The sequence below is a fragment of the Colwellia sp. Bg11-12 genome, from assembly GCF_014076955.1.
In the GTDB taxonomy this organism is placed as follows: domain Bacteria; phylum Pseudomonadota; class Gammaproteobacteria; order Enterobacterales; family Alteromonadaceae; genus Colwellia_A.
Genome location: NZ_JACGUZ010000071.1, coordinates 78,350 through 104,345, shown reverse-complemented (window position 1 = coordinate 104,345; position 25,996 = coordinate 78,350). Strand labels below are relative to the sequence as shown.

At 38.2% G+C, this 25,996-nt stretch carries 26 protein-coding genes; 9 read left to right on the top strand and 17 right to left on the bottom strand.

Features of this window, described 5'->3' with window-relative positions; all coding sequences use genetic code 11:
- Positions 1–11: 11 nt before the first annotated feature.
- The 6 genes from H4J39_RS09370 (at position 12) to H4J39_RS09345 (ending at position 5,197) form a co-directional block, all read left to right on the top strand.
- Complete coding sequence (locus H4J39_RS09370) at positions 12–1,919, top strand: ATP-binding cassette domain-containing protein (protein WP_182227671.1); 1,908 nt, start codon at positions 12–14, stop codon at positions 1,917–1,919.
- A 68-nt stretch (positions 1,920–1,987) separates the two neighbouring features.
- Entirely contained in the window at positions 1,988–2,710 is a 723-nt protein-coding gene (locus tag H4J39_RS09365; RefSeq protein WP_182227669.1) for a tetratricopeptide repeat protein, read from the top strand.
- Between the two features lie 158 nt (positions 2,711–2,868).
- Positions 2,869–2,997 carry a DUF3149 domain-containing protein gene (locus H4J39_RS09360; RefSeq protein WP_146798777.1) on the top strand — a complete coding sequence of 43 codons (129 nt, stop codon included), beginning with the start codon at positions 2,869–2,871 and terminating at the stop codon, positions 2,995–2,997.
- 151 nt (positions 2,998–3,148) lie between these two features.
- Entirely contained in the window at positions 3,149–3,838 is a 690-nt protein-coding gene (locus H4J39_RS09355) for a flagellin (protein WP_182227667.1), read from the top strand.
- A 43-nt stretch (positions 3,839–3,881) separates the two neighbouring features.
- A complete protein-coding gene (locus tag H4J39_RS09350; protein WP_182227665.1) occupies positions 3,882–4,946 on the top strand; it encodes a hydrolase in 1,065 nt (354 codons plus the stop codon).
- The gene (locus H4J39_RS09345) at positions 4,943–5,197 is read left to right on the top strand and encodes a YheU family protein (RefSeq protein WP_182227663.1); all 255 of its coding nucleotides are present in this window, start codon (positions 4,943–4,945) and stop codon (positions 5,195–5,197) included. The genes H4J39_RS09350 and H4J39_RS09345 overlap by 4 nt, the downstream gene beginning before the upstream one ends.
- Positions 5,198–5,241: 44 nt before the next feature.
- Here the strand turns inward: H4J39_RS09345 and H4J39_RS09340 are convergent, their stop codons facing one another.
- Genes H4J39_RS09340 through nudE form a run of 3 tightly spaced genes read right to left on the bottom strand, consistent with a single transcriptional unit; the run spans position 5,242 to position 7,249 of the window.
- Positions 5,242–5,820 carry a YceI family protein gene (locus tag H4J39_RS09340; RefSeq protein WP_182227661.1) on the bottom strand — a complete coding sequence of 193 codons (579 nt, stop codon included), beginning with the start codon at positions 5,818–5,820 and terminating at the stop codon, positions 5,242–5,244.
- A gap of 26 nt (positions 5,821–5,846) precedes the next feature.
- Positions 5,847–6,671 (bottom strand): 3'(2'),5'-bisphosphate nucleotidase CysQ, encoded by an 825-nt coding sequence (gene cysQ / locus H4J39_RS09335; RefSeq protein ID WP_182227659.1) that lies wholly within the window; start codon positions 6,669–6,671, stop codon positions 5,847–5,849.
- Between the two features lie 17 nt (positions 6,672–6,688).
- On the bottom strand, positions 6,689–7,249 hold the full coding sequence (gene nudE / locus H4J39_RS09330) for an ADP compounds hydrolase NudE (protein WP_182227657.1): 561 nt from the start codon (positions 7,247–7,249) through the stop codon (positions 6,689–6,691).
- 100 nt (positions 7,250–7,349) lie between these two features.
- Between nudE and yrfG the strand changes: the two genes are divergently transcribed.
- Positions 7,350–8,024: a GMP/IMP nucleotidase gene (yrfG, locus tag H4J39_RS09325; protein ID WP_182227655.1), complete on the top strand. Its 675-nt coding sequence runs from the start codon at positions 7,350–7,352 to the stop codon at positions 8,022–8,024.
- 82 nt (positions 8,025–8,106) lie between these two features.
- On the opposite strand, the gene H4J39_RS09320 is transcribed toward yrfG, so the two are convergent.
- From H4J39_RS09320 to gspC, 12 genes are all read right to left on the bottom strand, one after another.
- Complete coding sequence (locus H4J39_RS09320; protein ID WP_182227653.1) at positions 8,107–8,850, bottom strand: type II secretion system protein N; 744 nt, start codon at positions 8,848–8,850, stop codon at positions 8,107–8,109.
- Entirely contained in the window at positions 8,850–9,320 is a 471-nt protein-coding gene (gene gspM / locus H4J39_RS09315; protein WP_182227651.1) for a type II secretion system protein GspM, read from the bottom strand. The genes H4J39_RS09320 and gspM overlap by 1 nt, the downstream gene beginning before the upstream one ends.
- Positions 9,320–10,651 carry a type II secretion system protein GspL gene (gene gspL / locus H4J39_RS09310; RefSeq protein WP_182227649.1) on the bottom strand — a complete coding sequence of 444 codons (1,332 nt, stop codon included), beginning with the start codon at positions 10,649–10,651 and terminating at the stop codon, positions 9,320–9,322. Before gspL ends, gspM begins: the two co-directional genes overlap by 1 nt.
- Positions 10,651–11,679, bottom strand: coding sequence for a type II secretion system minor pseudopilin GspK (gspK, locus tag H4J39_RS09305; protein WP_182227647.1), 1,029 nt, complete (start codon positions 11,677–11,679; stop codon positions 10,651–10,653). The genes gspL and gspK overlap by 1 nt, the downstream gene beginning before the upstream one ends.
- Positions 11,679–12,329, bottom strand: a complete 651-nt coding sequence (gene gspJ / locus H4J39_RS09300) for a type II secretion system minor pseudopilin GspJ (protein WP_182227645.1) — start codon at positions 12,327–12,329, stop codon at positions 11,679–11,681. The genes gspK and gspJ overlap by 1 nt, the downstream gene beginning before the upstream one ends.
- Positions 12,329–12,727, bottom strand: a complete 399-nt coding sequence (gene gspI, locus H4J39_RS09295; protein ID WP_259368817.1) for a type II secretion system minor pseudopilin GspI — start codon at positions 12,725–12,727, stop codon at positions 12,329–12,331. Before gspI ends, gspJ begins: the two co-directional genes overlap by 1 nt.
- Positions 12,720–13,364: a type II secretion system minor pseudopilin GspH gene (gene gspH, locus H4J39_RS09290; protein ID WP_310649735.1), complete on the bottom strand. Its 645-nt coding sequence runs from the start codon at positions 13,362–13,364 to the stop codon at positions 12,720–12,722. The genes gspI and gspH overlap by 8 nt, the downstream gene beginning before the upstream one ends.
- Before the next feature lie 5 nt (positions 13,365–13,369).
- Complete coding sequence (gene gspG / locus H4J39_RS09285; RefSeq protein WP_182228415.1) at positions 13,370–13,804, bottom strand: type II secretion system major pseudopilin GspG; 435 nt, start codon at positions 13,802–13,804, stop codon at positions 13,370–13,372.
- A gap of 22 nt (positions 13,805–13,826) precedes the next feature.
- The gene (gene gspF / locus H4J39_RS09280; RefSeq protein WP_182227643.1) at positions 13,827–15,050 is read right to left on the bottom strand and encodes a type II secretion system inner membrane protein GspF; all 1,224 of its coding nucleotides are present in this window, start codon (positions 15,048–15,050) and stop codon (positions 13,827–13,829) included.
- 13 nt (positions 15,051–15,063) lie between these two features.
- Positions 15,064–16,620, bottom strand: a complete 1,557-nt coding sequence (gspE, locus tag H4J39_RS09275) for a type II secretion system ATPase GspE (protein WP_182227641.1) — start codon at positions 16,618–16,620, stop codon at positions 15,064–15,066.
- A 1-nt stretch (position 16,621) separates the two neighbouring features.
- On the bottom strand, positions 16,622–18,694 hold the full coding sequence (gene gspD / locus H4J39_RS09270; protein WP_182228413.1) for a type II secretion system secretin GspD: 2,073 nt from the start codon (positions 18,692–18,694) through the stop codon (positions 16,622–16,624).
- Positions 18,695–18,804: 110 nt separating this feature from the next.
- Complete coding sequence (gene gspC / locus H4J39_RS09265) at positions 18,805–19,758, bottom strand: type II secretion system protein GspC (protein WP_182227639.1); 954 nt, start codon at positions 19,756–19,758, stop codon at positions 18,805–18,807.
- Positions 19,759–19,990: 232 nt separating this feature from the next.
- Here gspC and hslR point away from each other — a divergent pair, with 232 nt between their 5' ends.
- Together hslR and hslO are read left to right on the top strand one after the other, a co-directional pair.
- Positions 19,991–20,398, top strand: a complete 408-nt coding sequence (hslR, locus tag H4J39_RS09260) for a ribosome-associated heat shock protein Hsp15 (RefSeq protein WP_182227637.1) — start codon at positions 19,991–19,993, stop codon at positions 20,396–20,398.
- Between the two features lie 2 nt (positions 20,399–20,400).
- Positions 20,401–21,264 (top strand): Hsp33 family molecular chaperone HslO, encoded by an 864-nt coding sequence (gene hslO / locus H4J39_RS09255; RefSeq protein WP_182227635.1) that lies wholly within the window; start codon positions 20,401–20,403, stop codon positions 21,262–21,264.
- Between the two features lie 41 nt (positions 21,265–21,305).
- On the opposite strand, the gene H4J39_RS09250 is transcribed toward hslO, so the two are convergent.
- Both H4J39_RS09250 and H4J39_RS09245 read right to left on the bottom strand, forming a co-directional pair.
- The gene (locus H4J39_RS09250) at positions 21,306–21,869 is read right to left on the bottom strand and encodes a hypothetical protein (RefSeq protein ID WP_182227633.1); all 564 of its coding nucleotides are present in this window, start codon (positions 21,867–21,869) and stop codon (positions 21,306–21,308) included.
- A 93-nt stretch (positions 21,870–21,962) separates the two neighbouring features.
- On the bottom strand, positions 21,963–25,931 hold the full coding sequence (locus H4J39_RS09245) for a rhombosortase-dependent M36 family metallopeptidase (protein WP_182227631.1): 3,969 nt from the start codon (positions 25,929–25,931) through the stop codon (positions 21,963–21,965).
- Positions 25,932–25,996: the final 65 nt, after the last annotated feature.

Genomic DNA, 25,996 nt, shown 5'->3' with positions numbered 1-25,996 from the left:
AATTATAAACCATGATCATAGCCACCGACTTAAGCTTAGATAGAGGCGCTAAAAACCTTATAAAGGCATCAAGCTTTACTATTCATCCTAACCACAAAGTTGGCTTAGTTGGCGCTAATGGCTGTGGAAAATCGTCTTTATTTGCTGCGCTATTAGGTGATTTACAACCAGACAGAGGTGATGTAAGCATGCCTTCGGGCTGGGATGTCGCTACGGTAAAACAAGAAACGCCTGCGCTTGAACAATCAGCTTTAGATTATGTTATGGACGGTGATAAAGAGTTTCGTCAGTTAGAACAAAAACTTGAACAAGCACGGTTAAATGATGACGGTAACCAAGAAGCCCTCATTATTAACCATATTGATGCCATTAATGGCTATAGTTTGCCTGCACGTGCCAGTGAATTGTTACATGGTTTAGGTTTTTTACAAGAACAACTCGGTAATGCCGTAAAAGATTTTTCGGGTGGGTGGCGAATGCGCCTTAACTTAGCTCAGGCTCTTATTAGCCGAGCAGATCTTTTATTACTCGATGAGCCCACCAACCATCTAGATTTAGATGCGGTAATTTGGTTACAACGTTGGCTAAAACGCTTCACAGGTACTTTAGTGCTGATTTCACATGACCGTGATTTTCTTGACGATGTAATCGGACAAATTTTGCATATTGAGCACCAAGAGGCAAAGTTATATTCTGGAAATTATACCGCCTTTGAACGCCAACGCGCTGAACATTTAGCCCAACAAGATGCACAATTTCAGAAGCAGCAAAAAGAAGTTGCCCATTTAACCTCATTTGTTGATCGTTTTAGAGCAAAAGCCAGTAAAGCCAAACAAGCACAAAGTCGTTTAAAACGTCTACAAAAATTACCCGACTTAGCGCCAGCACATATCGACAGTCAATTTACCTTTAGTTTCAAAACACCCGAGACACTGCCGTATCCGTTATTGGCCTTAAAAGAAACGACCTGTGGCTATAGCCAAGAAGCCATTATTTTACGAGATGTCGGTTTAACACTTGTGCCCGGAAGTCGAATAGGTCTTCTAGGGAGAAATGGCGCAGGTAAATCGACACTGATAAAGTCGTTAGCTGGTGATATAGCGTTAATTAATGGCGAACGCTATTGTGCTCAAGATTTAACCATAGGTTACTTTTCTCAGCATCAACTTGAACAATTACATATGCCAAGCAGTGCTATTGAACATATTGTCCGTGCGAGACCTGAAACCACAGAGTTACAAGCTCGGAGTTTTTTAGGCAGTTTTGGTTTTACTGGCGACCAAGCATTATCACCGGTAGAAACCATGTCTGGTGGAGAAAAAGCACGCTTGGTATTGGCATTAATTGTTAATGAGAAACCACAATTATTATTACTCGATGAACCCACTAACCATCTTGATTTAGAAATGCGTCAAGCCTTGGTCTTCGCTTTACAAGATTTCGAAGGGGCTATTATTTTGATCGCCCATGATCGCTTTTTATTAGAATCATGTGTTGACGAATTTTTCTTGGTGGCTAATGGGCAAGTTAATGAGTTTTTAGGAGATATTGACGATTATCAACAATGGTTAAACGACGATAAAAAGCAAACACTCAAAAATACCAAGCCAGCAAAATCTGCTGAAATTGTTGATAAGAAACAATTACGAAAAGAACAGGCTGAATTACGCAAAAAAGCATCACCGTTGCGTAAGCAAGCAGATAAGTACGAGAAAAAAGTACAGCTATTGCATACCGAATTAGCTGAGGTGGAAGCGATATTAGCCGAAAGTGATATATATCAAAGTGAGCATAAATCACGCTTAGCGACACTCATTAAGCAACAAGCGAGTCTCAAAGCAAACATTGAAGAAAATGAAATGTATTGGCTTGAATTAGAAGAACAAATTGAAGAAGTTATGTTACAAGTTTCAATATAAAATTTAATTATAAATTTTATATTACTTGCTACACTTAATATCAATACCCTTAAAATAATGAGAACCTTATGAAAAAAACAGCATTCGCCCTTTTTTATCTAGCATTGCTTAGCAGTTTTTCAAGCTTTGCCTTTCAAGGTGATCTTGATAAAGGTATTTATGAATTAAACCGTGGCGCTTTTAAAGCCGCTATTGAAGAGTTTGAGCCGCTGGTTGCCCAAAAGTACTCTCCTGCACAATACCAAATGGCTATGATTTATTTAAATGGCTATGGGGTGAAAAAAGATCCTAACAGAGCATTCGAGTTGCTGTCTCTTTCTGCTGCACAAGGCTACTCTGAGGCCCTATTTAACTTGTCACTTATGTATTCTGAAGGTGTGGTTGTTAAAAAAGATTTAAAAAAAGCTTTTACACTTATGGAAAGAGCAGCGATAAAAGACTTAGTTGGCGCGCAATTTAATCTAGGTGTGATGTATTTTAACGGTTTAGGTACTTATAAAGACTATAAGCAGGCGGCCCGTTGGTATACAACGGCAGCAAAGCAAAATTACGCTTTAGCACAATTTAACTTGGCGCTTATGCATTTTGAAGGATTAGGCGTAGAAAAAAGCGTAGAAATGTCTTATGTATGGAATATTATTGCGGCAAGCAATGGTTATAAAGATGCAGAAAAAAGTAGAGATATGGACGAATTAAAACTCAGTAGTGTACAAATAAGTGAAGCAAGAGAAAAAGCCAACAGACTCTATCAACAATTTATTGAACAAGAAGAATTGAAAGCTAAGAAATAAAATTGCATATCCTTTTATAAAACTTTAAAGGTACAACCGTCAAATTAAAGAATCTTTGATCTATATCACAACCATAAAGTGAGTACCGATTTAAAATGGCTATGACATTAAGTTATAGCCATTTTTGTTGTAACTCATTTATTTTTATGGAGTCTGTTATGAACTTTTTCGATATGATTATTAATGATCCTGTTGTGCTTTATTCTTTTGGTGGTTTAGCAATTCTTTTAGGTATTGGTGCATTTTACATCTACTATTTTCTTAAAAATATTAATGAAAATAACTGATTAGCATTAGCTATTTTCTAAAGCCACTTATTCATAATATTTTATGTACAAAAATCGTTCAAAAGGGTGATATTGACTATACTAAGTACACTTATCTGAATTAATTGTGATGTATTGCTCACACAATTAATGTGAAATATTGGGTGTGCCTATGAATTTATCCATTAATCAACCATCCTCTTCACTCAGCTATATTGAACGTAAAACTAAAGAGCGTGAAGAAACAGATGAAAAGCTATCTTCAGGAAAAAGCGTAAACAGTGCGGCTGATGACGCCGCTGGCTTACAGATATCAAATCGTTTAACCGCTCAAATCAATGGTTATCAACAAAAAAGTGCTAATGCCCAAGATCAAATCAATACTAATAACGTTCAAGAAAGCGGACTATCGGCTATTAATGAAAGTTTACAAAGAGCCAATGTTTTATCTATTCAATCGGGAAGCCCGCTTAGCGATCCAAGCGCTATCCAAAACGAGCTAGACCAATTAACCGAACAAATAAATGCTGTAGCTGGAGAAGTACTCGGTGATCCTAGTTTTATTTCAGGCTTAGATGTCAGTGATCCAACGACAAACCAAGCAGCACTAGAAGATGCATTTTCCCGTGTTAATGAATCAGCAAGCGCACTCGGTGCACAAAGTAATGCTTTGGGTAGCCAAGTTTCTACTTATGAAACCACACGCGTTAACGTGAACGAATCGCGCTCTCGTGTTGAAGATACTGATTACGCGTCAGTAACTTCTGAGAAAGAACGCATAAATGTTATTTTACAAGCTGCCGTGATTAATAAAAAGGATGAAGAGTCTCGCAAAGGTATACTCATTAATCAAAGAGTCTAGCATGAACATTTTATGATCAGGCTTAACAAGGTGAGCTTTATTTTTGGCTGACAATATCTATTTATTTTCAATTCACTTACAATCATATTATTCAAAAATCACCACAGACCTCTATTACTTTAAAATGTTTACTCAAAGTCAATTCATTCCCGCTTGGTGGCTGCACAATGCTCATTGCCAAACTATTCTTGCCAAATTTTTAAGATCTAAAAAACATCTAGAAACTTGCAATGAAACGTTAGAATTACCTGATGGAGATTTTATTGATTTAGCATGGACTGATAAACCTACACAAGATGAAACTCGTCCTTTGGTTGTCGTTCTACATGGCTTAGAAGGCTCGGTTAATAGCCACTATGCCAAAGGTATGTTGTCGGCTATAAAAGAGAAGAAATGGCTAGGCGTGCTTATGCATTTTAGAGGTTGTAGTGGACGAGTTAATAGAAAAGCCCGTTCATATCACAGTGGTGATACGGATGACATTAGCTATTTGACACAATTTTTAAAGCAAAAATACCCACAGTTGCCGATGACGATTATTGGTTTTTCTCTCGGTGGAAATGTATTAGCGCGTTATTTAGCAAAAGAACCTGATAACCCTTATCAAGCGGCGGCAATAATTTGTGCACCATTGCATTTAGCCAGCTGCAGTAAGCGGATCAACCAAGGCTTTTCGCGAATCTACCAAAAATACTTAGTTGGCATGCTTAAAAACAGTATTAAAGATAAAATGGCGCGTGATCTCCTTTCGGCTCCGTTATCACAAAAACTGTCACAGAAACTAGATGAAATTAAAACCATTTGGCAATTTGATCAACAGGTTACAGCACCTATTAACGGGTTTGAGAGCGCTGAAGATTATTATCATCAAGCCAGTGGGCGTTTTATTTTGGATAAAATCAAACAGCCCTGTTTGATTATTCATTCAAATGATGACCCCTTTTTATGTGATGAAAATACGCGTGATATTAACAGTATTCCAAGCAACATATGTTTTGAGGTTAGTAAAAATGGCGGTCACGTTGGGTTTATCAATGGTAATAACCCTCTAAGACCTAAGTTTTGGCTAGAACATCGTGTTCCAAATTTTTTAGAGAGTTACTTATGATTATCCCTTATAAAGACCTAGAACCAGATACATTAACCGGTATTATTAGAGAATTTGTTTTGCGAGAAGGAACCGAGTACGGTGAGGCCGATGTGCCGTTATCAGCAAAAGTGGCCGACGTAAAAGCACAGTTGGCTAATGGTAGTGCATTCTTAGTTTATTCAGAACTTCATGATACGGTAAATATTTTGCCCATTGACCAGTTTGACCAGTTTGACCAACAAGAGAATGAGCAAGAATCAGCGCAGTAATATGTAAACAGAAACGAACACTCACTTGTGTTCGTTTCTCATGACTATTGGCTAAAAGTTAACACAAAACTCACCGGTACGGCATAAGCAATGCTTGGTAAACTTGCTAATGACTTTAACTTATTTATGCCTGACACTAAGGCAAAGTCTTCTGCTTTAATAATAATAGGCTGTAAAGTTGTTACTATCATATTTTTTTCTGATAGCTTCGCCACCATTACCTTCAACATAAGTTCTTGCTCTTGGCCGTGTAAATTAAGACTCCCTTTAAGTGAAATTTGTTCGCTTGAACCAACAGCGAGAGCGTCAATATCAGAGGTATTAAGCTGAGCACTAAAGCTCGCTTGTGCAAAACTTTCTGTTTCGAATAGAAACTCAGCCATTCGCGCATCTCGTATAGCAATATTGGTATCAACACTGCTTAAGTCAATGCTGATATTTACTAAGCCACTATCGTTGATAAGACCAGAAAATGTTTTAAAGTGGTGATTTTCGGCAATAGTGCCTTTTTTAATGGAAACAAAGGTTAAAGATGAGTTTTTTGAATCAAGTTGCCAAGCACTGTAAGCTGGAGAGGCAATTAATAAAGAAAGACTTAATATAAAAATAGATAAAACACGCATAATGGGTCCTTTAAAAAATATAAAATTTAAGAGCGTTTTGCTCGGTGAGGTTTAACAATTTGTTGCCAAGGGATATTACTCGCGCCTAAGGTCATAAAATCAGGATTCATCAATCCTTCTCGTTGGTTATAAGTTAACGGTAAAAACTCACTATCAATTATTGAACCACCGGCTTGTTCAATAATACAATGACTTGCACCAGCATCCCACTCGCCCGTTGGGCCAATACGTAAATAGCAATCGGCCCCCCCTTCAGCAATTAAACAGTTTTTAAGTGAACAACTTCCCATTGATACATATTCAAAGGTAAAGTCTTTATTATTAAGGTATTGCCCCATAAGACTAAGTTCTTGGCGGCGACTAATCGCGACTTTAATTTTTCGCTTACCATCATATTTCGCGACATGAATTTGCTTACTGCCAAGGTTATTCTCTTTAAAAGCACCCAGTTTATTTTGTCCATAATAGGTTAATTGATGATCAGGCGCATGAATAACACCAATACTCGGCCACCCATTTTCCACCAGAGCAACATTCACCGCGAAGTCTCCGCTGCCCATAATAAACTCACCGGTGCCATCAATGGGGTCAAGTAACCAATAACGTGACCAATCTTTTCGCTCGCAAAGCGGCAACACCCCCACTTCTTCAGAAATAATAGGAATGCCCGGAGCTAAGCGTGAAAGCTCTTGCATCAATACATCATTAGCCGCAAAATCGGCACTGGTTACAGGACTGTTATCGTCTTTCACTTCTGCCGTATAATCGCCAGTTTTATAATGTTTAGCGACTTCAACACCTGCTTTTTTCGCACTTTCTATCGCGATGGCGAGTAACGTTTCATTATTCATTAACATTCACTTAATTTTTATTTTGAGGTTTTATTCACTAAATCTTTTACTAGCATTAAAGCGGCAATGCTTCTTGCTTCATTAAAATCAGGTTGCGCCAGCAAAGCTTGGTAGTCAGCAATTTTCCAAACAACGACCTCTAATTCTTCTGGCTCATCACCCGGTAATTTTTCAACATATAAATTTTCAGCGAGAAATATTTCCATTGATGCTGCAAAAAAAGCGGGAGCTGTTGCGACTCGATGAACATGTGTGAGTTTCTTTGCTCCATAACCGACTTCTTCTTTTAATTCACGATTAGCAGCCTGCTCGGGAATTTCGCCTTCATCGATAAGACCTTTTGGAAAACCAAGTTCATAACTATGGGTGCCCGCACAATATTCACGTACTAATAATAATGTTTCATTATCAAGCATAGGTACAATCAATACGGCGCCACGACCATACCCTTGCATACGTTCATATTCTCGTTTTTCGCCATTACTAAAGGTGAGATCTATTTGTTCAATTGCAAATAAGCGACTTTTGGCAACTTGCTTGCGCTGGGTTATTTCGGGGAGTGTTAGAATATTGCTCATGGGGCCTAAAACCTAAGAGTTAAATATTAATAATATAGTTTTAGAATAGCACGTTAACTTTAGATATAATTAATAAATAATAGCTCAAAGGAAAAATAAAATGCTTAATTGGTCAAAAATTTCCACCGTACTTTTAGATATGGATGGCACCATCCTCGATTTACATTTTGACAATCATTTTTGGCTACATCATTTACCTTTACGCTACAGCGAAAGTGCAAAGATATCACTTGAACAAGCCAAAGAAAACTTGGCAAGCCATTATGAAAAAGTAGCGGGAACAATTGACTGGTACTGTTTAGATTATTGGGCTGAACAAACAAAATTACCCATTCAAGCATTGAAGCGTGAAGTACAACACTTAATTAGTTTACGCAGTGATGCGCATGACTTTATGGTGGCGTTACGCGAAAGTGGTCGAGAGATAATTCTCGTTACAAATGCTCATCCAGATAGTTTGTTACTTAAAATTGAGTTGACTCAACTCGATAAGTATTTTGATGTTTTGTATTCAACGCATGAATTTGGAGTAACTAAAGAATCACAATTATTGTGGGAACGTTTACAGGAAAAACAAGGCTTTGACTTAGATAACACCTTGTTTGTTGATGACAGTATTAATATTTTAGAGTCAGCCCAACAGTATGGGTTTGAACATTTATTAGCGGTTGAAAATCCCGATAGTCAAAAAGCGACACGCACTATAAATAGCTTTCCATCGACATCAGATTTTAGAACATTAATTGATGAAATCAGAAAAAACCCCATTAAATAGTTAATGAACGTGAGTCATCCTAACAAAAGTCGAGATGACTATACCGTGAGTTAACCTTTCGAGTATCAGGCATATTGGTTCATTAAAAGTTCAAGCGGTAACGTCCTTGGTTATCAGCCTTACCAATAAAAGATAAAACGGGTTTAAGTTTTTCCGGAAAATTAGCACCAGGCTTTAAATAGCCATTTCCAGAAGCTCTTTTCATATTATGTACATAAGCGGTAAACGTTAAGCCAAGATCATTTTTAGGCGAAATAGTAAGGGCTAAAGCACCTTTTTCACAGGCTAAGGCAGCCGATAAAGCCCCTAATTTTACTTTTTCTGATAATGCCGTTATCGATGCTTTTTTCCAGTCTATAGCCCCGGTCATTTGCTGACATACTGGTTTGCCAACAATAAATTCATCGACCTTTATATCAATAAGGTTATGGGCTTGTAACGGTATAGGTAAATTGAGTTTTTCAGCAATTTGATTAGCCGCTAGACTGATCTCTGCATCTGTGATCTTGATTTTCTCAAGCAATTGGCTCGCGGTGAGCTTCCCTTCTGGGCCACTAAATAATGCCCCGCCAAACGTTAACTTAACTTTGGGATCAAGCATTAATAATGAAAAGAAACTTAATTCACTACTGACATTATTAATCTCGACATTATCAATACGTACTTGTTTTGCATAGCTTCGCCACACCGTACCTGAAAGCTCTGATACTTGGGCATTATTGGGTAAGTTAATAAAACTAACAAGCCAAGCGGCGGGAATCGTAGAGATTAAAAAGACGATATAGACACTAAAAAAAATTGCTCCATAAGCAAACCACTTTTTCATTAACCTTTTCCTAATTGTAAACGACGCACTCTCACGACACCGTTGCGCTCAGCTTTACTTAAATCAATACTTTTCACAACTAAACCTTCATTGTTAGCTAAAAACTCAAGCCAACTGAGTAATTGTATAAACGGTACTTCATCGATCCAAACTTGCAAGTCATCACCTTGTGGCTGTAAACGTGCGATAGAAATATTATTGCGACCTGCGCTACCATTTACAATACTAGAAAGGCTACCATTACTCACGGCTGAAGCAGCTCTTTTTTGAGATTGTTGATAGCGCTGTGTACTTTCTTGTACCCATGTATACAGTGCTTGCTGACTCACTAACTTTTGTTGAATTTTTTGGGTGTTATTAACCAATGGCTGCCAAATAATACTGTAAAATAAAAACAGCACCACCACCAAACTCATGATCGCAACGAGTCGTTGCTCAGAGCTTTTTAATTGTTGCCACCAGACTTTCATTATCGACCCTTACTTGTGTTCGTTGATTGCTGATTATTAATATCACTGCTAATACTAAATGAACCAGAAATTTCATCACCTTGATTATTTTGTGCGCCCAATGAAACTGTTAGATTGCTTTTTTCAAGGGCTATTTTTAACTGATCAAAGTATTGATAATCACTGGCCGTTGCCTGCATACGAATTTCATTTCGCTTGCCATCAAACTTCAAGGTGTGAGATTTTATTTCTGGCACTAGGGCTAATGCTGGCTGAACTTGGGTTAATATTGCTAAAAAGCCACTTTCACCACTAGAGTCGCCTACCTCCTTGAGCTTTTGTTTAAGCTGAGACCGAATCGTTGTCACTCGAACACGTTTTGTTTTAGGAAAGGTCTCTTTGTAGGTCCTAATAATCTGCTGTTCTAATTGTGCCTGCTGACTATTAAGTTGCATTAATTCAGCGCCTTTAATCCCTACATTAAGCAATAAAGCAAACGTTGCAATACCTGCGACCCATAACCAGCCTGTTAACGCCGGTGAACGTTGTTCTTTGGTTTTAAATTCACCTTGCAATAAGTTAAATTTATCTGCTTTATCATGACTATATGTTGCAGCCAATAACGCCAAAGGTAACTCTTCTGGCATCGCATTAATGGTAAGTTCAGCGGTCGATTCTGGTAATAATGAATAAGCATTTAAAGAGAACGTAGCTGGCTCTTCCTTATGACTCTCATCACCTACTGACTTTGCTTGCGCGCTTTTATCTTCGACAACGACTTCGGTTTTACTCAGCGACTGACTAATAATTGGCCAAGTATTGTTGTCTATCGTGGCCCCTTGCCACTTTCCTTGACGTATCAGTATTTGCTCACCTAAGACAATCGCACTACCAACATTAGCCTTACTAAATGGCATAGCGAGTACGTCAGGTATTATTTTTTTACAGGGAATATCAGCGTTTGCTAACCACGCTTGCCATAGCTTAAGCTGAGCATGCTCAACGACTGCAACAAAACAGTTATACTTGCTACTGGCAATTTTTATCTCACTGTAAGCAAAGAATAAATCTTCCACGTCTTGCGCTAATTCATCTTCAAGCATATACGGTACTGCTAAGCGCATCGCTTTCGCTGACTTACTCGGCACCGTTAAACTTTTCAGACTAATGTCACTTGCAGGAATAAAGGCAATAACTTCACGCTGCTTTGCCTTTTCTGCGAGTTGCTCAAGTGCATTTGCATCGGGGAGTTCACCACTTGCAATGATGCCTTCTTGATCGTCACTAAATATTAGCCAATGCACCGCATCTTTCGCGCTACTGCCTAATCGGATGTATAACTTTTCGGCCATTACTCTCGTCCTATGGTACGACTCACTACAGAGATATTATTATTACTTTCAACTTTCATTAAAGTACTTAACGCAAAGAAACTGTTGTTAAAACTGGCAATACTTTTAAGTTTAAAGTATTGGCTGTCAACAACAAATTGCTTCTTTTGATCATCGGTTATTTTTTTATTTTTGGCTATTACTTGTAGACTAAAAAAGTCATTAACTGTTTTAAAACCATCACCTTTTCGGTCAGCTAACGCTTGCTCAGCATCAGCTAGAGGAATATCTAGTAAGACCTGTAAAAGTTCGGCTTGGTCACTGCGAATAGTATTTAGGTTTATTTCATGTAAATTACTATTGGGTAATACGCAAACATACGCTTTTAATTTATTGATAACAGGCACAGTAAAGTGTTCGATTAAGCGCAGCTCGGTAATACTTGCTAAATAGTGATTAGCCGGTAAATAAGGAAACTCTTTTGCTGAATAGTCATTATCTTCTGCTCCGCCAGCACTCGCTATAGCACTGTCTTGATCAAGCCAATCAACTAAGGCATCGGTCATATACTCGGCTTCAAACTGACTAACACCTTCGACGCCTAGTGCAATAATTAATTCTTTAAAGGCCTCTTGTATTGGCGGTTTTTTAAGTCCTGAAGGGGTGATACTTGAATTGGTTCTTAACGCATTCAAGTTCAAACAAGCTTGCATATCAAAGATTTCACCGGTGATTTGTCCAAAATCTACGGGATAGCTTGTTTCACCTTGCGCCCATATTTGCTCTAAATGCGTGACATCTTTTTCATCTTCAAAAGCATTAATTAATATTGTTTTTGCAAACGCTTCAGCCCCCATCGCATACCAATAAGCTTGCTGATTTAGCGTTATGTTATTCGTTCGTTGCATTTGTAACTGTAAGCGGGCTGTCATTTCTGTTGCAAGGACGGCCGCTAAAGCGACAATCAGCAAAACAGTGATCAGAGCAACACCCCGGTTATTTTGATAGGGTTTTGTTTTTATAACCCGAGATAACTGATAATCAGACATTACGGTTTCCCTGACGGGACTGCTGGATTAGCAAGGGAGTCACCCGCGACTAAAAACTCTCTGCGGATCAGTCCGTAATCTTTCGTTAACAGCTCTATCGCAATAGCTTGCGGCAAGCTTTTACTGATAATTTCTTTTTGCCATTTTTTATTATAGTAAAATTCAAAATTTAGCGCTTCAATTTCTGTGATCAGTTTTCTTACTTTAGGCTCTTGCCCTTGAATAGCATCAACAAAATTAAAATGAAGTCGCTCAAAAGTTTCATCGTTTAACTGGTAGGCAACTGATTGCATAGTACTGCGCGGTAAGAGTAAACCCGGGTTTGTCCATCCGTGTCGAACAAAGGCTAATGTACTCTCACTATTTGAGAAACTGTTGTTGTCGGTATATAAAAAGTCTACCTGCGGCTCTTCGCCATTTAGCCGAATACTGCGCTTGGCAATTTGCAGTAAATCTCGTTCAATTAATAAAAAACCACGCTGTAGTTCATTGACTCGTTCTGTGTGAATTTTAGAAGATTCATTACTTTTTAAGACCGTATTAAAAATCGTAAAACTACTCAAGCTGATCATCGAAAAAATAGCGATGGCTATTAATACTTCTAAGAGGGTAAAGCCTTTATTTTTTGGCTTCTTGATATGAACGTTCATCAAAGCTGACTCTTTGACAAATAGGTTACCATGCTGGTAATCGCTAATTTTTGATCTTCTTTATTGCGCACTTCAATGACAACGGAGCGCATATTTTTATTTTCTGTTTTAATCACTTTTTGTAGCCAAAACCATTCTTGGCCAGCCATTTCCACTTTGCCTTTTTTATTATTTTTAGGTGGCCACTCTTCTGCCAAAGTTACAGCAACTAATTGATTAGAAGCAACCCAATTGGCTAATACTTTACTTTCCAAGTGATTTAAATTTTTGAAGTTATTGTCAGCTGCACTTAATAAGGCAATACCCGCAATTGAAAAAATGGCCATCGCTAACATGACTTCAATTAATGTGAAGCCTAATGAGAATTTATGCATTGATTTTTTCACCTGATTAATCATCAAAGAGTGGTCCTTCGACGTTTAATGGGGTGGTATATAAACCGGTTACTTTAAAATAAAGTTTTGCTTCGGTGTAATCATTTTCAATAAATTGAAAGCGTAAGCTAAACGGTGTAATTTCGCCGCCAGAGAGCATATAAATTTGTGGGATGAGTTTTTTCTTCTTTACCATGTTTTCTGAGTCATCTTCTTCCTTTAATTCATCCTCCGTGTTTTCGGCTTGTAACTCATTAAATGACTCAGTATCAAATAATTGTGGTTCTTCGATCGGTAAATCATCAAGTTGTAAAACCAGCTCAACACCCTTGGGCAATTTATAACGACTGAACAGCTCATTTTCAGAAACATCAGACCAACTTACGCCATCGAAACCTAGAAATTGATAGCCATTTTTATCAATCATTAACCCAAGTTCAATGTTGTTCAACATACCGTATTCAGCAGCAATATTGAAAACACCTGCAAAACGTTTACTTGACTGCTCAAGGGTTTCTTCGGCTTTGTCACCTGAGGCCGTAAACTGCACAACAGAAACCATTAATCCAACAAGCACAATCACCAGCATCACTTCAATTAAAGTAAAGCCGTTTGGTCGATTATTACGGTTAAAATAATGGTTCATGTTAAATTTTTTCACAAGACCTACTGGTAGTCGCCAAGATTCCAATTACCTATATCGTCTTCTGTACCTGGTTCACCGTCGGGTCCCATGGTAAAGATATCAATATCACCATTTTCTCCTGGGTTTAATAATTGATATTCGTTACCCCAAGGATCATCCGGTAAACGTTTAACGTAACCACCATTTGGAAAGCGACGCGGTAAAGGCTCAACATCAGTTTCTTCAACTAAAGCATCTAAACCTTGTTCTGTACTGGGATACTTATAATTATCCATTTTGTACATACTCAACGAGGTTTCTAAGGCATTAATATCTTGTACCGCTTTTTGAATCTTTGCTGTATCCATATTACCCATTAAGTTTTGGACAACGACACTGCCTAATAAACCGATAATCACGATAACAACCATGACTTCTAATAAGGTAAAACCTCGTTGTTTATTTTTCGCTTTCATTGGTTGAGTTTTTTCGTACACATTAACCTCCTACTAAGGTATTTAACTGAAGAATAGGCTGTAATATAGCCATTACTATAAAAAGAACGATACCAGCCATAACAATCATCAAGGCGGGTTCAAAAGCTTTTAGCGATATATTCATCAACGCTTCAAACTCTCTGTCTTGGTTGTCTGCTGAGCGGCCCAGCATATGTTCAAGCTTGCCACTTTTTTCACCACTGGCAATCATATGAAGCATCATCGGGGGAAATAATTTCGTTTGCTCTAAAGAAACCCGAAGACTTGCACCTTCACGCACTTTGTCTGCTGATTCTTTTACACATTGTTTAATGTATAAATTTTCTAAAACTTCACCTGATATTTTCATACTTTCAAGTAAAGGCACAGCACTAGCGGTAAGGATACTTAAGGTACGTGCAAAACGAGCGGTGTTAATACCTCGAATTATTTTTCCTATGCCAGGCAGGCTGATCACTTTTTGATGAAAAGCAAACTTGAACGTTGCCTTTTTCATTAAATGAGTAAATCCAGCAATAAGCAGGGTAATTAGTATAAGAATATACAAACCGTTATCTCTGAGAAAGTCACTGGCACTGATTAAAAACTGTGTTGACGCCGGTAAGCTTGCTCCCATGTGGTCAAACTGACCAACAATTTTGGGGACTACCGCAGTGAGCAGTATAGCAATAACGCCGATGGCTACTACGGTCATAATAACAGGGTAAATGAGCGCTTGAATTATTTGTGAACGTAATAGCTCGCGCTGTTCTGTGTAGTCAGCCAAACGATTTAATACGGTGTCTAGAAAGCCCGACTTTTCACCTGCTGCTACCATTGCACGATATAAACCACTAAATACATAGGGGAATTCTGACATGCTTTCTGCCAAACCATAGCCTTCTGTTACTTTAGTACGCACAGCCATGATCATACTTTTCATACTGTTTTTTTCACATTGCTCGCCAACAGCAAGCAGTGATTCTTCAATAGGTAAACCTGACTCTACTAAGGTAGCTAACTGACGTGTGATTAATGCAAGCTCGGCAACTGACACTTTTGTTCGACCAGCAAAGCGCGATTTATTTGCTGCTTGCTTGGTTTTCTGTAAGCTTGGTGTTACTTCTGTTGGCATTAAACCTTTGTCACGTAATAAGCCACGTACATGTCTGGGTGTATCGCCTTCGATAACACCCTTTACCGCTTTACCACGGCTATTTACTGCTTGATAATCAAAAGCTGCCATAATAAAACTCTAGTTAATCTTCTCTTGTAACACGCAAAACTTCTTCAAGTGTTGTTTGTCCAGTGATGACTTTATCAAAACCATCTCGACGAATGCTTGGCGTACTTTGGCGAATAAACTTTTCGATAGCTTGCTCACCTTTGCCGTTATGAATGAGTTCACGTACTTTATCGTCAACAACAATGAGCTCATGAATACCCATTCGTCCTTTATAGCCTTTTTGACTACATTCACTACAACCAATAGCACGATATATTTTTTGCGTATTGTCTTCAGGTAGTTCAAGTAATTTAAGTTCAGGCTCATCAGGTAAATGGCTTTCTTTACAATGTGGGCACAACGTTCTAACGAGTCGCTGGGCTAGCACACCCAATAAGCTTGATGATAACAAAAATGACTCGACACCCATATCTTCCATACGGGTTATTGCGCCAGCGGCACTGTTGGTATGCAATGTTGACATCACTAAGTGCCCGGTCAAACTTGCTTGTACACCAATTTGGGCTGTTTCTAAATCACGAATTTCACCCACCATAACCACATCGGGATCTTGACGAAGAATGGCGCGCAAGCCACGAGCAAAGGTCATATCCACTTTGGTGTTAACTTGAGTTTGCCCAATACCTTCAATAGCATACTCGATGGGGTCTTCAACGGTTAATACATTGCGCTCTTTTGAGTCAATCTGGCTTAACCCCGCATAAAGCGTGGTACTTTTACCCGACCCCGTAGGACCCGTAACTAAAATAATACCGTGTGGTTTATCAATAAGTTTTGAAAACTTTTTACGATTAGCAAGTGTCATTCCTAAATCTTCAAGATCAAGACGTACTGAGTTTTTATCAAGTAAACGTAACACGACACGCTCGCCATGACCTGTTGGCATTGTTGAAACACGTACATCAACAGCACGACCAGCAATGCGCAAAGAAATTCGGCCATCTTGAGGAATACGTTTTTCAGCGATATCAAGTTTTGCCATGACCTTAATACGAGAAACAAGTAATGAAGCAAGTTTGCGATTAGGCTTCAACACCTCTCTTAAAACACCATCGACTCGAAAACGAATTTGTAGTGCAGATTCAAACGTTTCAATGTGTATATCTGAAGCATTTTCTTTTATTGCTTCACTCAACATCGCGTTAATCAATTTAATGATAGGTGCATCGTCTTCATTCTCAAGAAGATCTTCAGTTTCAGTCATCTCATCCGCAAGGGAATATAAATCTACTTCGTTGCCAATATCTTCCATCATTTGCTGAGCTTCTGATGAATCTCGTTGATACGAAATAGTCAGCAACTGTTCAAATTCATCTAATGAATGAAACTCAATGGCAAAAGTTGTTTTTAATACCCTACGCACTTCTAATACGGCCGCACTGCTAACATTCGCCAAGCAGTGTAATGTGTATTGGTCATTATTTTTGCTGATAAGTACACTATGGCGCTTTGCAAAATTAAAAGGTAGGCGGGTTATCAGCACTGTTTCTTCCACTATATTTTGCACATGACTTGTGACATTTAAGGTAGAAATGCTTTCAATGGCTTCGCTCGTGTCAAGATCAGCCATATTATTGTTCTTTTGCATCTGAAGTTGATGAATTATCATCTTTGGTATCAACAGCAGGTGGTAATAAACTAGGCGCTTTTAATTGACTTCCTTTCATGTATTCATCGAATGAAGGAGGTAACGCCAATTTGTCATTCCACTCTGGTAATAACGGCATTTTTTCATCACTCATTAATGACAAGCCTTCTTCTTGCTTACGTATTTCATCAGCACGAATATAGTTATACTTATCTTTACTGATTTCATTCATCATTTTGCCATCACGAATAATGGTTGGGCGAATAAACACCATGAGATTACGTTTACGTGTAGAGGTTTTTGTTGATTTAAATAAGTGACCAATAAAAGGAATATCTCCAAGTAACGGTACTTTTTGCACACTTTCTTGTACGTCTTCATCAATCAAACCACCAAGAACAACGGTTGCACCCGAGTCTGCCATGACCACTGTTTTTATTTCGCGTTTGTTAATAGAAATATCAACACCCGTAGCACCGCTCACGGAAGAAACCTCTTGCTCAATCGTTAATTGCACGCCACTGCCTTCATTAACTTGTGGCGTAACCGTTAGTTTTATACCTACTTCTTGGCGTTCTACGGTTTGAAAAGGATTACCATTATTACTGCCTGTAGACGAGCCGGTAAGAATTGGAATTTCTTGACCCACTAAGAAATGGGCTTCTTCATTATCAAGTGTCGTAATACTTGGCGTTGCAAGAATATTAGCATTAGTGTCAGAGCTTACCGCTTGTACGATAGCGCCCCAGTCACCTTTCATAATACCAAACATCGTACCGCTAACAGAGCCTAAAACTTGCGCAGCTAAACTGTAGTCTCCATCTGTATCTGGTTGGTCTTGGTTTACAGTAACGGCTCCACTTTCAGAAGTGACAGTAGACCCCTTTGCACCTGCAGTTGATTTTGCTGCATTAGCGGCAGCTGCAACGGCACTAATTGGCGCCGGACCGTTAGTAAACTGAGTAAAACCACCCTCTTCACTAAACCATTGCACCCCTAAACTAACACCGTCACTTTCAAAAACTTCAACAATTATTGCTTCAACTAAGACTTGTGCACGACGTACATCTAATTTACGAATAACATCTTCAAGAGAGCGGAGCATGTCTTGCTGAGCGGTAATAACTAAGGTATTCGTATCTTCATGAGCATCAATACTAACATTACGTTTTTTACTGCCCTGTTTACCGCTTTGTGATGAGCTATTCTCTGCTTCTATTGATTTGCTGACACCTTCTAAAACTTTAACTAAATCTTCAGCTTTTGAATATTTTAAATAATAAACGCGGGTGTTGCCGTTAGTTTCTAATTCGCTGTCTAAACGAGAAATCAATTTAGCGACACGAGCTCGTGCTTGAGATTCTCCACTCACTATCACACTATTAGTACGCTCATCTGCCACTATTTTAGGAATAAGGAAGGTTGATGTTCCCGACTTTCCTTGTGTTGATTTATTCATCGCTTCAATGATACGTACCATTTCTGCAGCAGATGCATATTGCAATTTAATGATTTGTACATCTTGATCGCCCGCTTTATCGACACGTTCAATAATATTGACTAAGCGGTTAACAACGGCAGCCGTTCCCGTAAGCATGATGACATTAGCAGGGCTATAATCAACCACATTACCACCACCTGCTTGGTCAGAAAGCTGACGAAGCAAAGGTGTTAATTCACGCACGGTTACATTCTTAACTTCGACAACACGGGTAACCATTTCATCACCCATGCCAGGGTTTTCGTCACCAACAACGGGAATAGATGAGGTCTTTGCATCTTTATTACGAATAACTTTGACGACATTATTGTCCATTTCAACAGCGGCATAACCAGAAACCTCAAGCACATTTAAGAAGACTTGGTAATATTGTTGTTCGGTTAACTCGTCTTGGGTGCGTAGATTAACTTTGCCGCGAACGTTGGGGTCAACGATCATGGTTTTATTGAGGTTTTTACCGACTATATTAATAAATTCGGCAATTTCAGTATCCTTGAAATTTGGAGAGTACTTAGCTGCACTTGTATATGCACTAAATAATACGGTATTCATCATCACAACAGTTAAGCCTGCTGTTAATACACGTTTATACCAAGGAGCGCTAAAATGTTTGCGCATGGATAAATTTATCATAGCTTAATTCTCAATTTTGATAAGTAAGGGGGTTAACCACCGATACTAAATAATATTTCTGTTATTTCGCCATTACGATCAATTAATAGCGAGACTTCTTTGTCTTGTTTTAATGCGGAAAGTGCTTGTGCTGCATCACTTGGCGCGGTTAAGTCATAACCATTCATTTGAATAGCCACATCGCCAGATTTCAATCCTGCGTTTTGGAAAAACTCGGCATTTTTACCTGGCATCAACGAATACCCCACTATTCTCCCCTCTTTACGTTCAGGCGATATTTTTAAATAGTCTGTGATTTTACTTGGGTCTTCATTAATATCTTCTTTGAATGACTCAACGCTTTTACTGAGCATTTTATTTGTTCTTTGGTCAATGACATTAGGTGATGTTAACCGATCATCTATTGTTTTAATGTTGGCGTTCGTTTTTTTAGAACGGCTTTGAGCTTCCAGCTGAATCGTTTCATTGTAATCAAAACCATCAAGCATCAATGTTTCAAGCTTCCCCGCATGCCTTAAAAGTACTCTGTCACGAAAGACGGTATCAAGTACTGCACGTGTTCCGGTGATCGTTTCGCCTGGGCTATAGGTGTCTTGCTTTCCTGAATTTTCAATAACAGCAGCAGAAGTCACTTTATCGTCACTGGCAACAGCACCTGACAGCGTTAAATTCAATTGTGTTTCAGGCGCACTTTCTACTTCAAAAGTTTCAACTTTTTCTATATTGTCGGTGTACACACCAAATAAGTTCAATGTCTTTAAATCTGTTAAACTAATTGTAGTTTTTTGGGTGTTGTATTTTGCAAATTTTACGGTGACATTTGAAGAAGTTTCGTATTGCCCACTAGGAGCAACAAGCCAAGAGATTTGGGCGAGAACGTAGGCAATATAAACTAATAAAAGCGCACTGATCACCTTAGCTATTTTTTGCTGAGGTAATTGTGAGAGAAAGTCGGCTGCATTAGAAAAGTTTGAAGGTAATTGCATGGTTGTCTTTATAAAAATTCATATGGGTTTTTATTATTATCACCTGATAGTACTTGAGCTAGACACTATCAACAAGGATAGAATAGCGAATAAAATATTTATTAACAATTTAGTTCTATTATATGCAAACTAATATTGCCAGATCACCTATTCACCATTTGAAAAGACTAGACATTATAAACAATTATGATATTTTCGCCGCGGCATTTATTTCGAGGATAATGACAATTATATGAAACATAATCAGCCTAAAATTGAAAACACGTCAATTCGCCTAGACAAATGGTTATGGGCTGCTCGTTTTTATAAAACTCGCGCTATTGCTAAACAAATGATTGATGGTGGTAAGGTGTTCTATAATGGTCAACGAACCAAGTCAGGTAAAGCCGTTACTTTAGGTGACAAAGTTGTGCTTCGCCAAAGTTATGAAGAACGAGAAATTATTGTTCTTGCCTTAGCAGACACACGCCGAGATGCGAATTTTGCTCAAACGCTTTACCAAGAAACAGATAACAGTGTTGCTGTGCGTGAAAAAAATGCCTTTGCCCGTAAACAAGGTATCTTACTTAGTCCAGCAAGCGACACTAAACCTGATAAGAAACAACGTCGAAAACTAAGAGAATTTAAAGAGAGGATGTAACTGTGACGGCTAAAACTGATGTATTAAATCGCTATTTATTTGATGGTAAACATGCTCGTGGTGAGCTTGTACAACTAACCAAGACGTATCAAGAAATAATTGCTTTGCATGAATACCCTTTGGGTGTGCAAACATTGTTAGGAGAGTTAGTTGCGGCAACTTGTTTGCTGACTGCTACTTTGAAGTTTGAAGGGGAAATCACTGTGCAGTTGCAAGGAGATGGACCTATTAGCTACATGTCAGTTAATGGCGATCATAATCAAAATATGCGTGGTATCGCTCGTTTAGCCGAGCCAACTGAAGGTGTTGGCTTGAGAGCTTTAGTCGGTAAAGGCACGATGGTGATTACCATACGTCCTGAAAAAGGCGAACCTTACCAAGGTGTTGTTGCACTTGATAAAGATAACTTAGCCGATTGTTTAGCGCATTACTTTGAAGTTTCAGAGCAAATACCCACAAAAATTTGGTTATTTAACAATAACGATAATACTCAGGTTGCTGGCAGTTTAATTCAGCTACTACCCGATGGTGATAACAAAGAAAAGCAACTGAGTGATTTTGAACACTTGTGCCAACTGACCAATACAATTAGACCCGATGAAATATTTTCATTAGACGCAGAGAATTTGTTGTATCGTTTATATCATCAGGAAGAGGTCCGTTTATTTGAACCTCAAGATGTTAATTACCAATGTAGCTGCTCTGAAGAAAAGTGCTTAACCGCTATTGCTCAAGTTGCGCCAAGCGAATTGGCAAGTATTATAGAAGAGCAAGGTTGTGTATCAATGACGTGTGAATATTGCTTAACCACTTATAAGTTTGATGAAGCAAAACTTGCGCACTTTATTAATGATACCAAGCATTAGATTTCGTTAGTACCTGATACCTCCAACAGAATAATCGTCTATTATCGTTCTTGCGGTGATAGGCGATTTTTTCCACTGTAATCTATTTCCATTTCGACTTGTTGAAGCTGCTTTGCACTCAAGAGCAGTTTATAATACTTTAAAAACTCTACACCTTTTTTGGGCGTCAATCGATAAGTGTTTTTGGCTATTTCATTAATTTCAGCAGTATTATCAATATTGACTGATTTTTCTCCCTCATTGACTATTACAACAAAAGTTCCTTTCACTGTTCCAGGTTCTGACATCAAAATATTAAAAACTTTAGCCCCTTTAGTTAACGACTCTGAACGTAATGTAAATTTTTCTTTATTGATCATTAATACATTATTTTTTTTGTACTGAATATTCTCTAAAAATTGTCCACTTTGATCACTTTTAATCGCTTTGTCTTTTAATACAAGCTTCGGCGTTTCTTTGTTTATTTCAAGAACCGATTTTTGTTTTGTAGCACCTAATGTTGTGTCATTTTTTAGCCCATCTATTTCTTGCTTTTTTTCATCAGGAGTATCAGAACATGCTGTCAAAGAAGCCATAACAAGCAATGCTACGCTAAGATTATACATTTTTATTTCCTTTATTATTTTCCATGATATTTTTAAGTTATAAAAAAAGCTGATTGAATAATCAATCAGCTTTTTGGGTACTACATTAACGGTCTATTTAAAACGACGACGTAACATAGCTAATGGAAGTAATAACAAGGCAATAATACCTGTAGAACCACCTGAACCACCACTTTCAACTTTAAAGTCTGGCTTTTGTGCAACAGCAACAGTTGTATCTGCTGAAACAGAACTAATACCATCGCTAACAACAACATTAAAGGTAAGCTCAGTATCTAAACCTGTTTCAGAATCAAAGCTAGGAGCAACAAATGTTGGCATTGCTGTATCACCACCAGTCATTGTAGCTGTAGGTCCTGAAGTTTGAGTCCACGTGTAAGTTAATTCATCCGCGTTAGGATCACTTGCTTCTACTTCAAGCGTAAAAGTGTCATCTTCTTTTACTGATGCGTCAGAAATATCACTGATAATCGGTAAACGGTTATCACAAGCATAAGTATCGCCAGCAACTAAACCTGAATATACAGATGATGTAATGTTACTAAATTGAACATTATCAATCCACCAACCTGCATCACTTGCGTATGAATCAGTACCAACGCGGAATCTTAGTTTTACTTCATTTCCGTTTAATGTTGTACCAAAGTTAACACGTTCCATGTTGCCCCAAGTAACATCATTATTTCGACCAGTGAATATTGGACGTCCTGATAATACTTGGGAATCTTGTGATACTAGCTCTACTGCTACTTCATTATCATCCTCATCCAGAGCAACTGTATAACCAATATCAAATCTTCCACCCATTGCAGTAACGTCTGCCCAGTCACCACCATTTACACTGATTTCAACAACACCACCATCCCAGCCTTCTTCTAAGCCATAAAAGTGCCAAAAGCTCATTTCAAAGTTACCTGCATAGCCTACTTGAATTGCTTTAGTTTCAACAGCAACGTCAGATTGAAAGCTATTATTACCTATAACCATTGCTTGTGCGCCTAAATCAACACCAGACGATCCAGCAAAGAAAGGAATATTACCGCCATTATCAAATGACTGTGTTCCGACTGCGAATTTTCCGCCTGTCATTACATTTTCAGTCCAGTTCTTGAATAATGAAATATCTTCCATTGTATCTGTTGATGAATTGTTTTCTGGTGCACGATCTGCAAAATCATAATTAACAGTTGCAGTAAATGAATATTCGTTTGAAACTTCGTCTTCAAGTTCAGGGAACGTTATTTTCAACTCGATTGAATCAGACATCATCGCTTCATTTAGTACTATTTCAATAGGTGTACTAGCAGAAAATTCAGTAGGGTTTAAGGTAGTAAAGGTCGTCATACCCTCATTGGCTAAAGTAATATCATGATCACCAACAACTTCAATTTTAGCAACTACATCAGTATAAGTTTTACTACCTCTATTTTGGATAGTAAAACTTACTGTACCTGTTTCGCCTTTATCTAAAACGTTGTCATTAGAACAGTAACCTGAAGTTAGACCTTCATAGTTTGAGTTTAATGTATGAGAAGTAATAGCAAATTCAGAGTAGTCAACCTCGTAAGATTCTACTAAGCCAGTATGGTCAATAGAATCACGAGCAGGAGATACTGCACCTAATCCCATGCCTCGGCGAGCAAATGCCGCTAAAATAAGGTCATAATCCGCAGGATCATTAGCATAAGCTGCAGCAAGAACGGCATCACGTGCTTCCGTATATGTTGGTGCAACTGGCGTCATTTTGTAACCAGCAACCAAGTAGTCTTTCATTAAGCTTTGTGCTTCGGCGAAAGTATGGCGATCATCATTGATCAACGCTACGTAAGAATCCCATAACATTGCTGCCCATGGTTCACCCGCATCATGAACTTCTGCAGAACCATCTGCCATCTTAAAGGATCCGTTCCCTGCAATAACATTTTCAAAGGTAAGTGGATTAATTTCCATATCTGTAGAGTATGGGTAGTTACGAATACCTGTTTGAAAATTAGCGACATATGATGTAGCAGAGTATGCCGTTTCAAACATCTCATTACCCGCAATCATCGCATCGTCTGCGTCAGACAATAACAATAATGCATGGAAGTCGCCCCAGCCTTCGCCCATAGAGCGACCTTGGTTATTACTCAACCCTGAACCATTACCAACTAAACGATTACTGATATAATGACCCCACTCGTGAGCCACAATACCATTATCAAATGAGCTACCTTTATAAGGTTTGTTATTAAACATAGAGATAGTTACATCTTCAGCTGCAGTTAATTTAGCGTAAATAGCTGCACCTGTTGCAAAGTTAATACCCATGTTAGGAATTGTTACTGTATCATCACTTCCACCCATAGATGGAGTCGCACCATCATCAACATTGTTCACTACAATGACGGCAATCGCCCCCACATCTTGTGCATTTTTAACTTTCACAGTGAAGTTACAAGTGCCACGATCAATAATCGCTATTTTCCCCATTAACGCACTAGGGTTTGCAGCCGCTTGACAACCATCAGTAATCACATCCATTGCATCATCAATACGAACTACACTGCCAGCAATACTGAATTGACCTTGACCGAACGATGAACGTTGTGAAACGCCCGCTAGACCGATATCATCATGAGATGTAACTGTTACACCGTAATCAGTGCCATTTACTGCATCTTTGCTGTCAAATAAGTACATTTGCATGCGTGGCGAACCACCATCAGCAGGAGTAGACATATTCGCATTATTGAAGCCAGAGTTATCCTGAACTTCAGCTAGAAGTACATCCCCTTCAACACCACCACGTTCATAATTAAAATTCTGGGCATTACCAGATGCTTCATCAAAACCATGATCGTAAAAATCATCATGTAAATAGTTATTTAAGTAAAATAAGTTAACTGTTGCCGCTTTTCTATTATGAGTTGAATTTTCAACTAAATCCGTATCATATTTATAATCAAATGTATTAGTACTTGTTAATTCCGCAATAATATCACCATTAGTAAATCCATCAGGTGCAAGAGCATCTACATAAGCTTTTACATTATTACCATCTGTTGTTGTTGCATCATCAGCTAACCATGCATCACCGGTACTTATTCCCGCCGAGATTAATGAAAGCATTGGAGCATCTAAATAAGCAGTAGCGTCTGGAGTTTCTGCGCTAACGGCTGGAATTACATTTCCATGAGGGCTATCCCAAGGTTTTTTAGTATCTTCATCAGCGTATACACGATAGTTAAAGTTATCAGCGTGGCTGGAAAGATCGTTTTTAAACAAAATTTTGCCGTTAATACCAGAGATAACATAACTAAAATATTCTGAATCTACACTGCCTACTAATGCGGACTCAACTTCAATATAATATGCGGGTATAAGCTGACCTTTCTGTTCGAAAAAAACTTGCTTAGCACGAGGTTCGCCAAGCATTTTTTCACTACTTGAAGCGTTAAATTTAGTGTATTTACCAGCAGTCCCTTTTACAGATAAATTAATATCACTTGAGTCACCAGATAAATCAGTAAAAGCAGCTTTAATAGCTTTAATAGGGCTTCCAAAAGCGTTTAAATATAAATCACTTTTAAGTCCTTGGCTTGATGTTTTATTTGCTAAATAACCTGATGAAGCAACTAAGTTAAACTCAGCATCCATCATAATATTATATTCACGGTTGAAAACTTCTACGCCGTTAACTTCTTGTTTGTATTTCGCTATTTTCGCGCCAACGCCTTTATCATGCACACTTGCTAATACAGCTTGTACACCTGATTTTTTTACAGTAGAAATACCTGTAAGTTGATTTAAATAAAATTCAGAAGCGAAGGCTACTTGATGTTTCGCTGAAATAGCACCAATGTTAGGTGCTTTATTTTTTACATTTGCCCATTGAAAAGTATTTTTACCTAATTGAGCGTCATATTGATTGCTCATACCACTTAGTGAAGATACTTGATTTGTTACAGCTGGAGCGGCCATATTTAAAAAAGCACCAGTATCTGAAGCTAAAGCTCCCATAGAAGCTGAAGCGATTGCTGCACCTACAAATGAAGCAACGATTGATTTATTAAATTTCATACGATTCCCTAACTATTATATTTTTACTATATTTTTATTATTAACCCATATTATGATCATGAGTA

Bases quoted from the DNA above. Each gene is read 5' to 3' on its own strand.
- H4J39_RS09370 (WP_182227671.1), top strand. From the start codon at position 12: ATGATCATAGCCACCGACTTAAGCTTAGATAGAGGCGCTAAAAACCTT.
- H4J39_RS09365 (WP_182227669.1), top strand. From the start codon at position 1,988: ATGAAAAAAACAGCATTCGCCCTTTTTTATCTAGCATTGCTTAGCAGT.
- H4J39_RS09360 (WP_146798777.1), top strand. From the start codon at position 2,869: ATGAACTTTTTCGATATGATTATTAATGATCCTGTTGTGCTTTATTCT.
- H4J39_RS09355 (WP_182227667.1), top strand. From the start codon at position 3,149: ATGAATTTATCCATTAATCAACCATCCTCTTCACTCAGCTATATTGAA.
- H4J39_RS09345 (WP_182227663.1), top strand. From the start codon at position 4,943: ATGATTATCCCTTATAAAGACCTAGAACCAGATACATTAACCGGTATT.
- H4J39_RS09340 (WP_182227661.1), bottom strand. From the start codon at position 5,820: ATGCGTGTTTTATCTATTTTTATATTAAGTCTTTCTTTATTAATTGCC.
- cysQ (WP_182227659.1), bottom strand. From the start codon at position 6,671: ATGAATAATGAAACGTTACTCGCCATCGCGATAGAAAGTGCGAAAAAA.
- nudE (WP_182227657.1), bottom strand. From the start codon at position 7,249: ATGAGCAATATTCTAACACTCCCCGAAATAACCCAGCGCAAGCAAGTT.
- yrfG (WP_182227655.1), top strand. From the start codon at position 7,350: ATGCTTAATTGGTCAAAAATTTCCACCGTACTTTTAGATATGGATGGC.
- H4J39_RS09320 (WP_182227653.1), bottom strand. From the start codon at position 8,850: ATGAAAAAGTGGTTTGCTTATGGAGCAATTTTTTTTAGTGTCTATATC.
- gspM (WP_182227651.1), bottom strand. From the start codon at position 9,320: ATGAAAGTCTGGTGGCAACAATTAAAAAGCTCTGAGCAACGACTCGTT.
- gspL (WP_182227649.1), bottom strand. From the start codon at position 10,651: ATGGCCGAAAAGTTATACATCCGATTAGGCAGTAGCGCGAAAGATGCG.
- gspK (WP_182227647.1), bottom strand. From the start codon at position 11,679: ATGTCTGATTATCAGTTATCTCGGGTTATAAAAACAAAACCCTATCAA.
- gspJ (WP_182227645.1), bottom strand. From the start codon at position 12,329: ATGAACGTTCATATCAAGAAGCCAAAAAATAAAGGCTTTACCCTCTTA.
- gspI (WP_259368817.1), bottom strand. From the start codon at position 12,727: ATGATTAATCAGGTGAAAAAATCAATGCATAAATTCTCATTAGGCTTC.
- gspG (WP_182228415.1), bottom strand. From the start codon at position 13,804: ATGAAAGCGAAAAATAAACAACGAGGTTTTACCTTATTAGAAGTCATG.
- gspF (WP_182227643.1), bottom strand. From the start codon at position 15,050: ATGGCAGCTTTTGATTATCAAGCAGTAAATAGCCGTGGTAAAGCGGTA.
- gspE (WP_182227641.1), bottom strand. From the start codon at position 16,620: ATGGCTGATCTTGACACGAGCGAAGCCATTGAAAGCATTTCTACCTTA.
- gspD (WP_182228413.1), bottom strand. From the start codon at position 18,694: ATGATGAATACCGTATTATTTAGTGCATATACAAGTGCAGCTAAGTAC.
- gspC (WP_182227639.1), bottom strand. From the start codon at position 19,758: ATGCAATTACCTTCAAACTTTTCTAATGCAGCCGACTTTCTCTCACAA.
- hslR (WP_182227637.1), top strand. From the start codon at position 19,991: ATGAAACATAATCAGCCTAAAATTGAAAACACGTCAATTCGCCTAGAC.
- H4J39_RS09250 (WP_182227633.1), bottom strand. From the start codon at position 21,869: ATGTATAATCTTAGCGTAGCATTGCTTGTTATGGCTTCTTTGACAGCA.
- H4J39_RS09245 (WP_182227631.1), bottom strand. From the start codon at position 25,931: ATGAAATTTAATAAATCAATCGTTGCTTCATTTGTAGGTGCAGCAATC.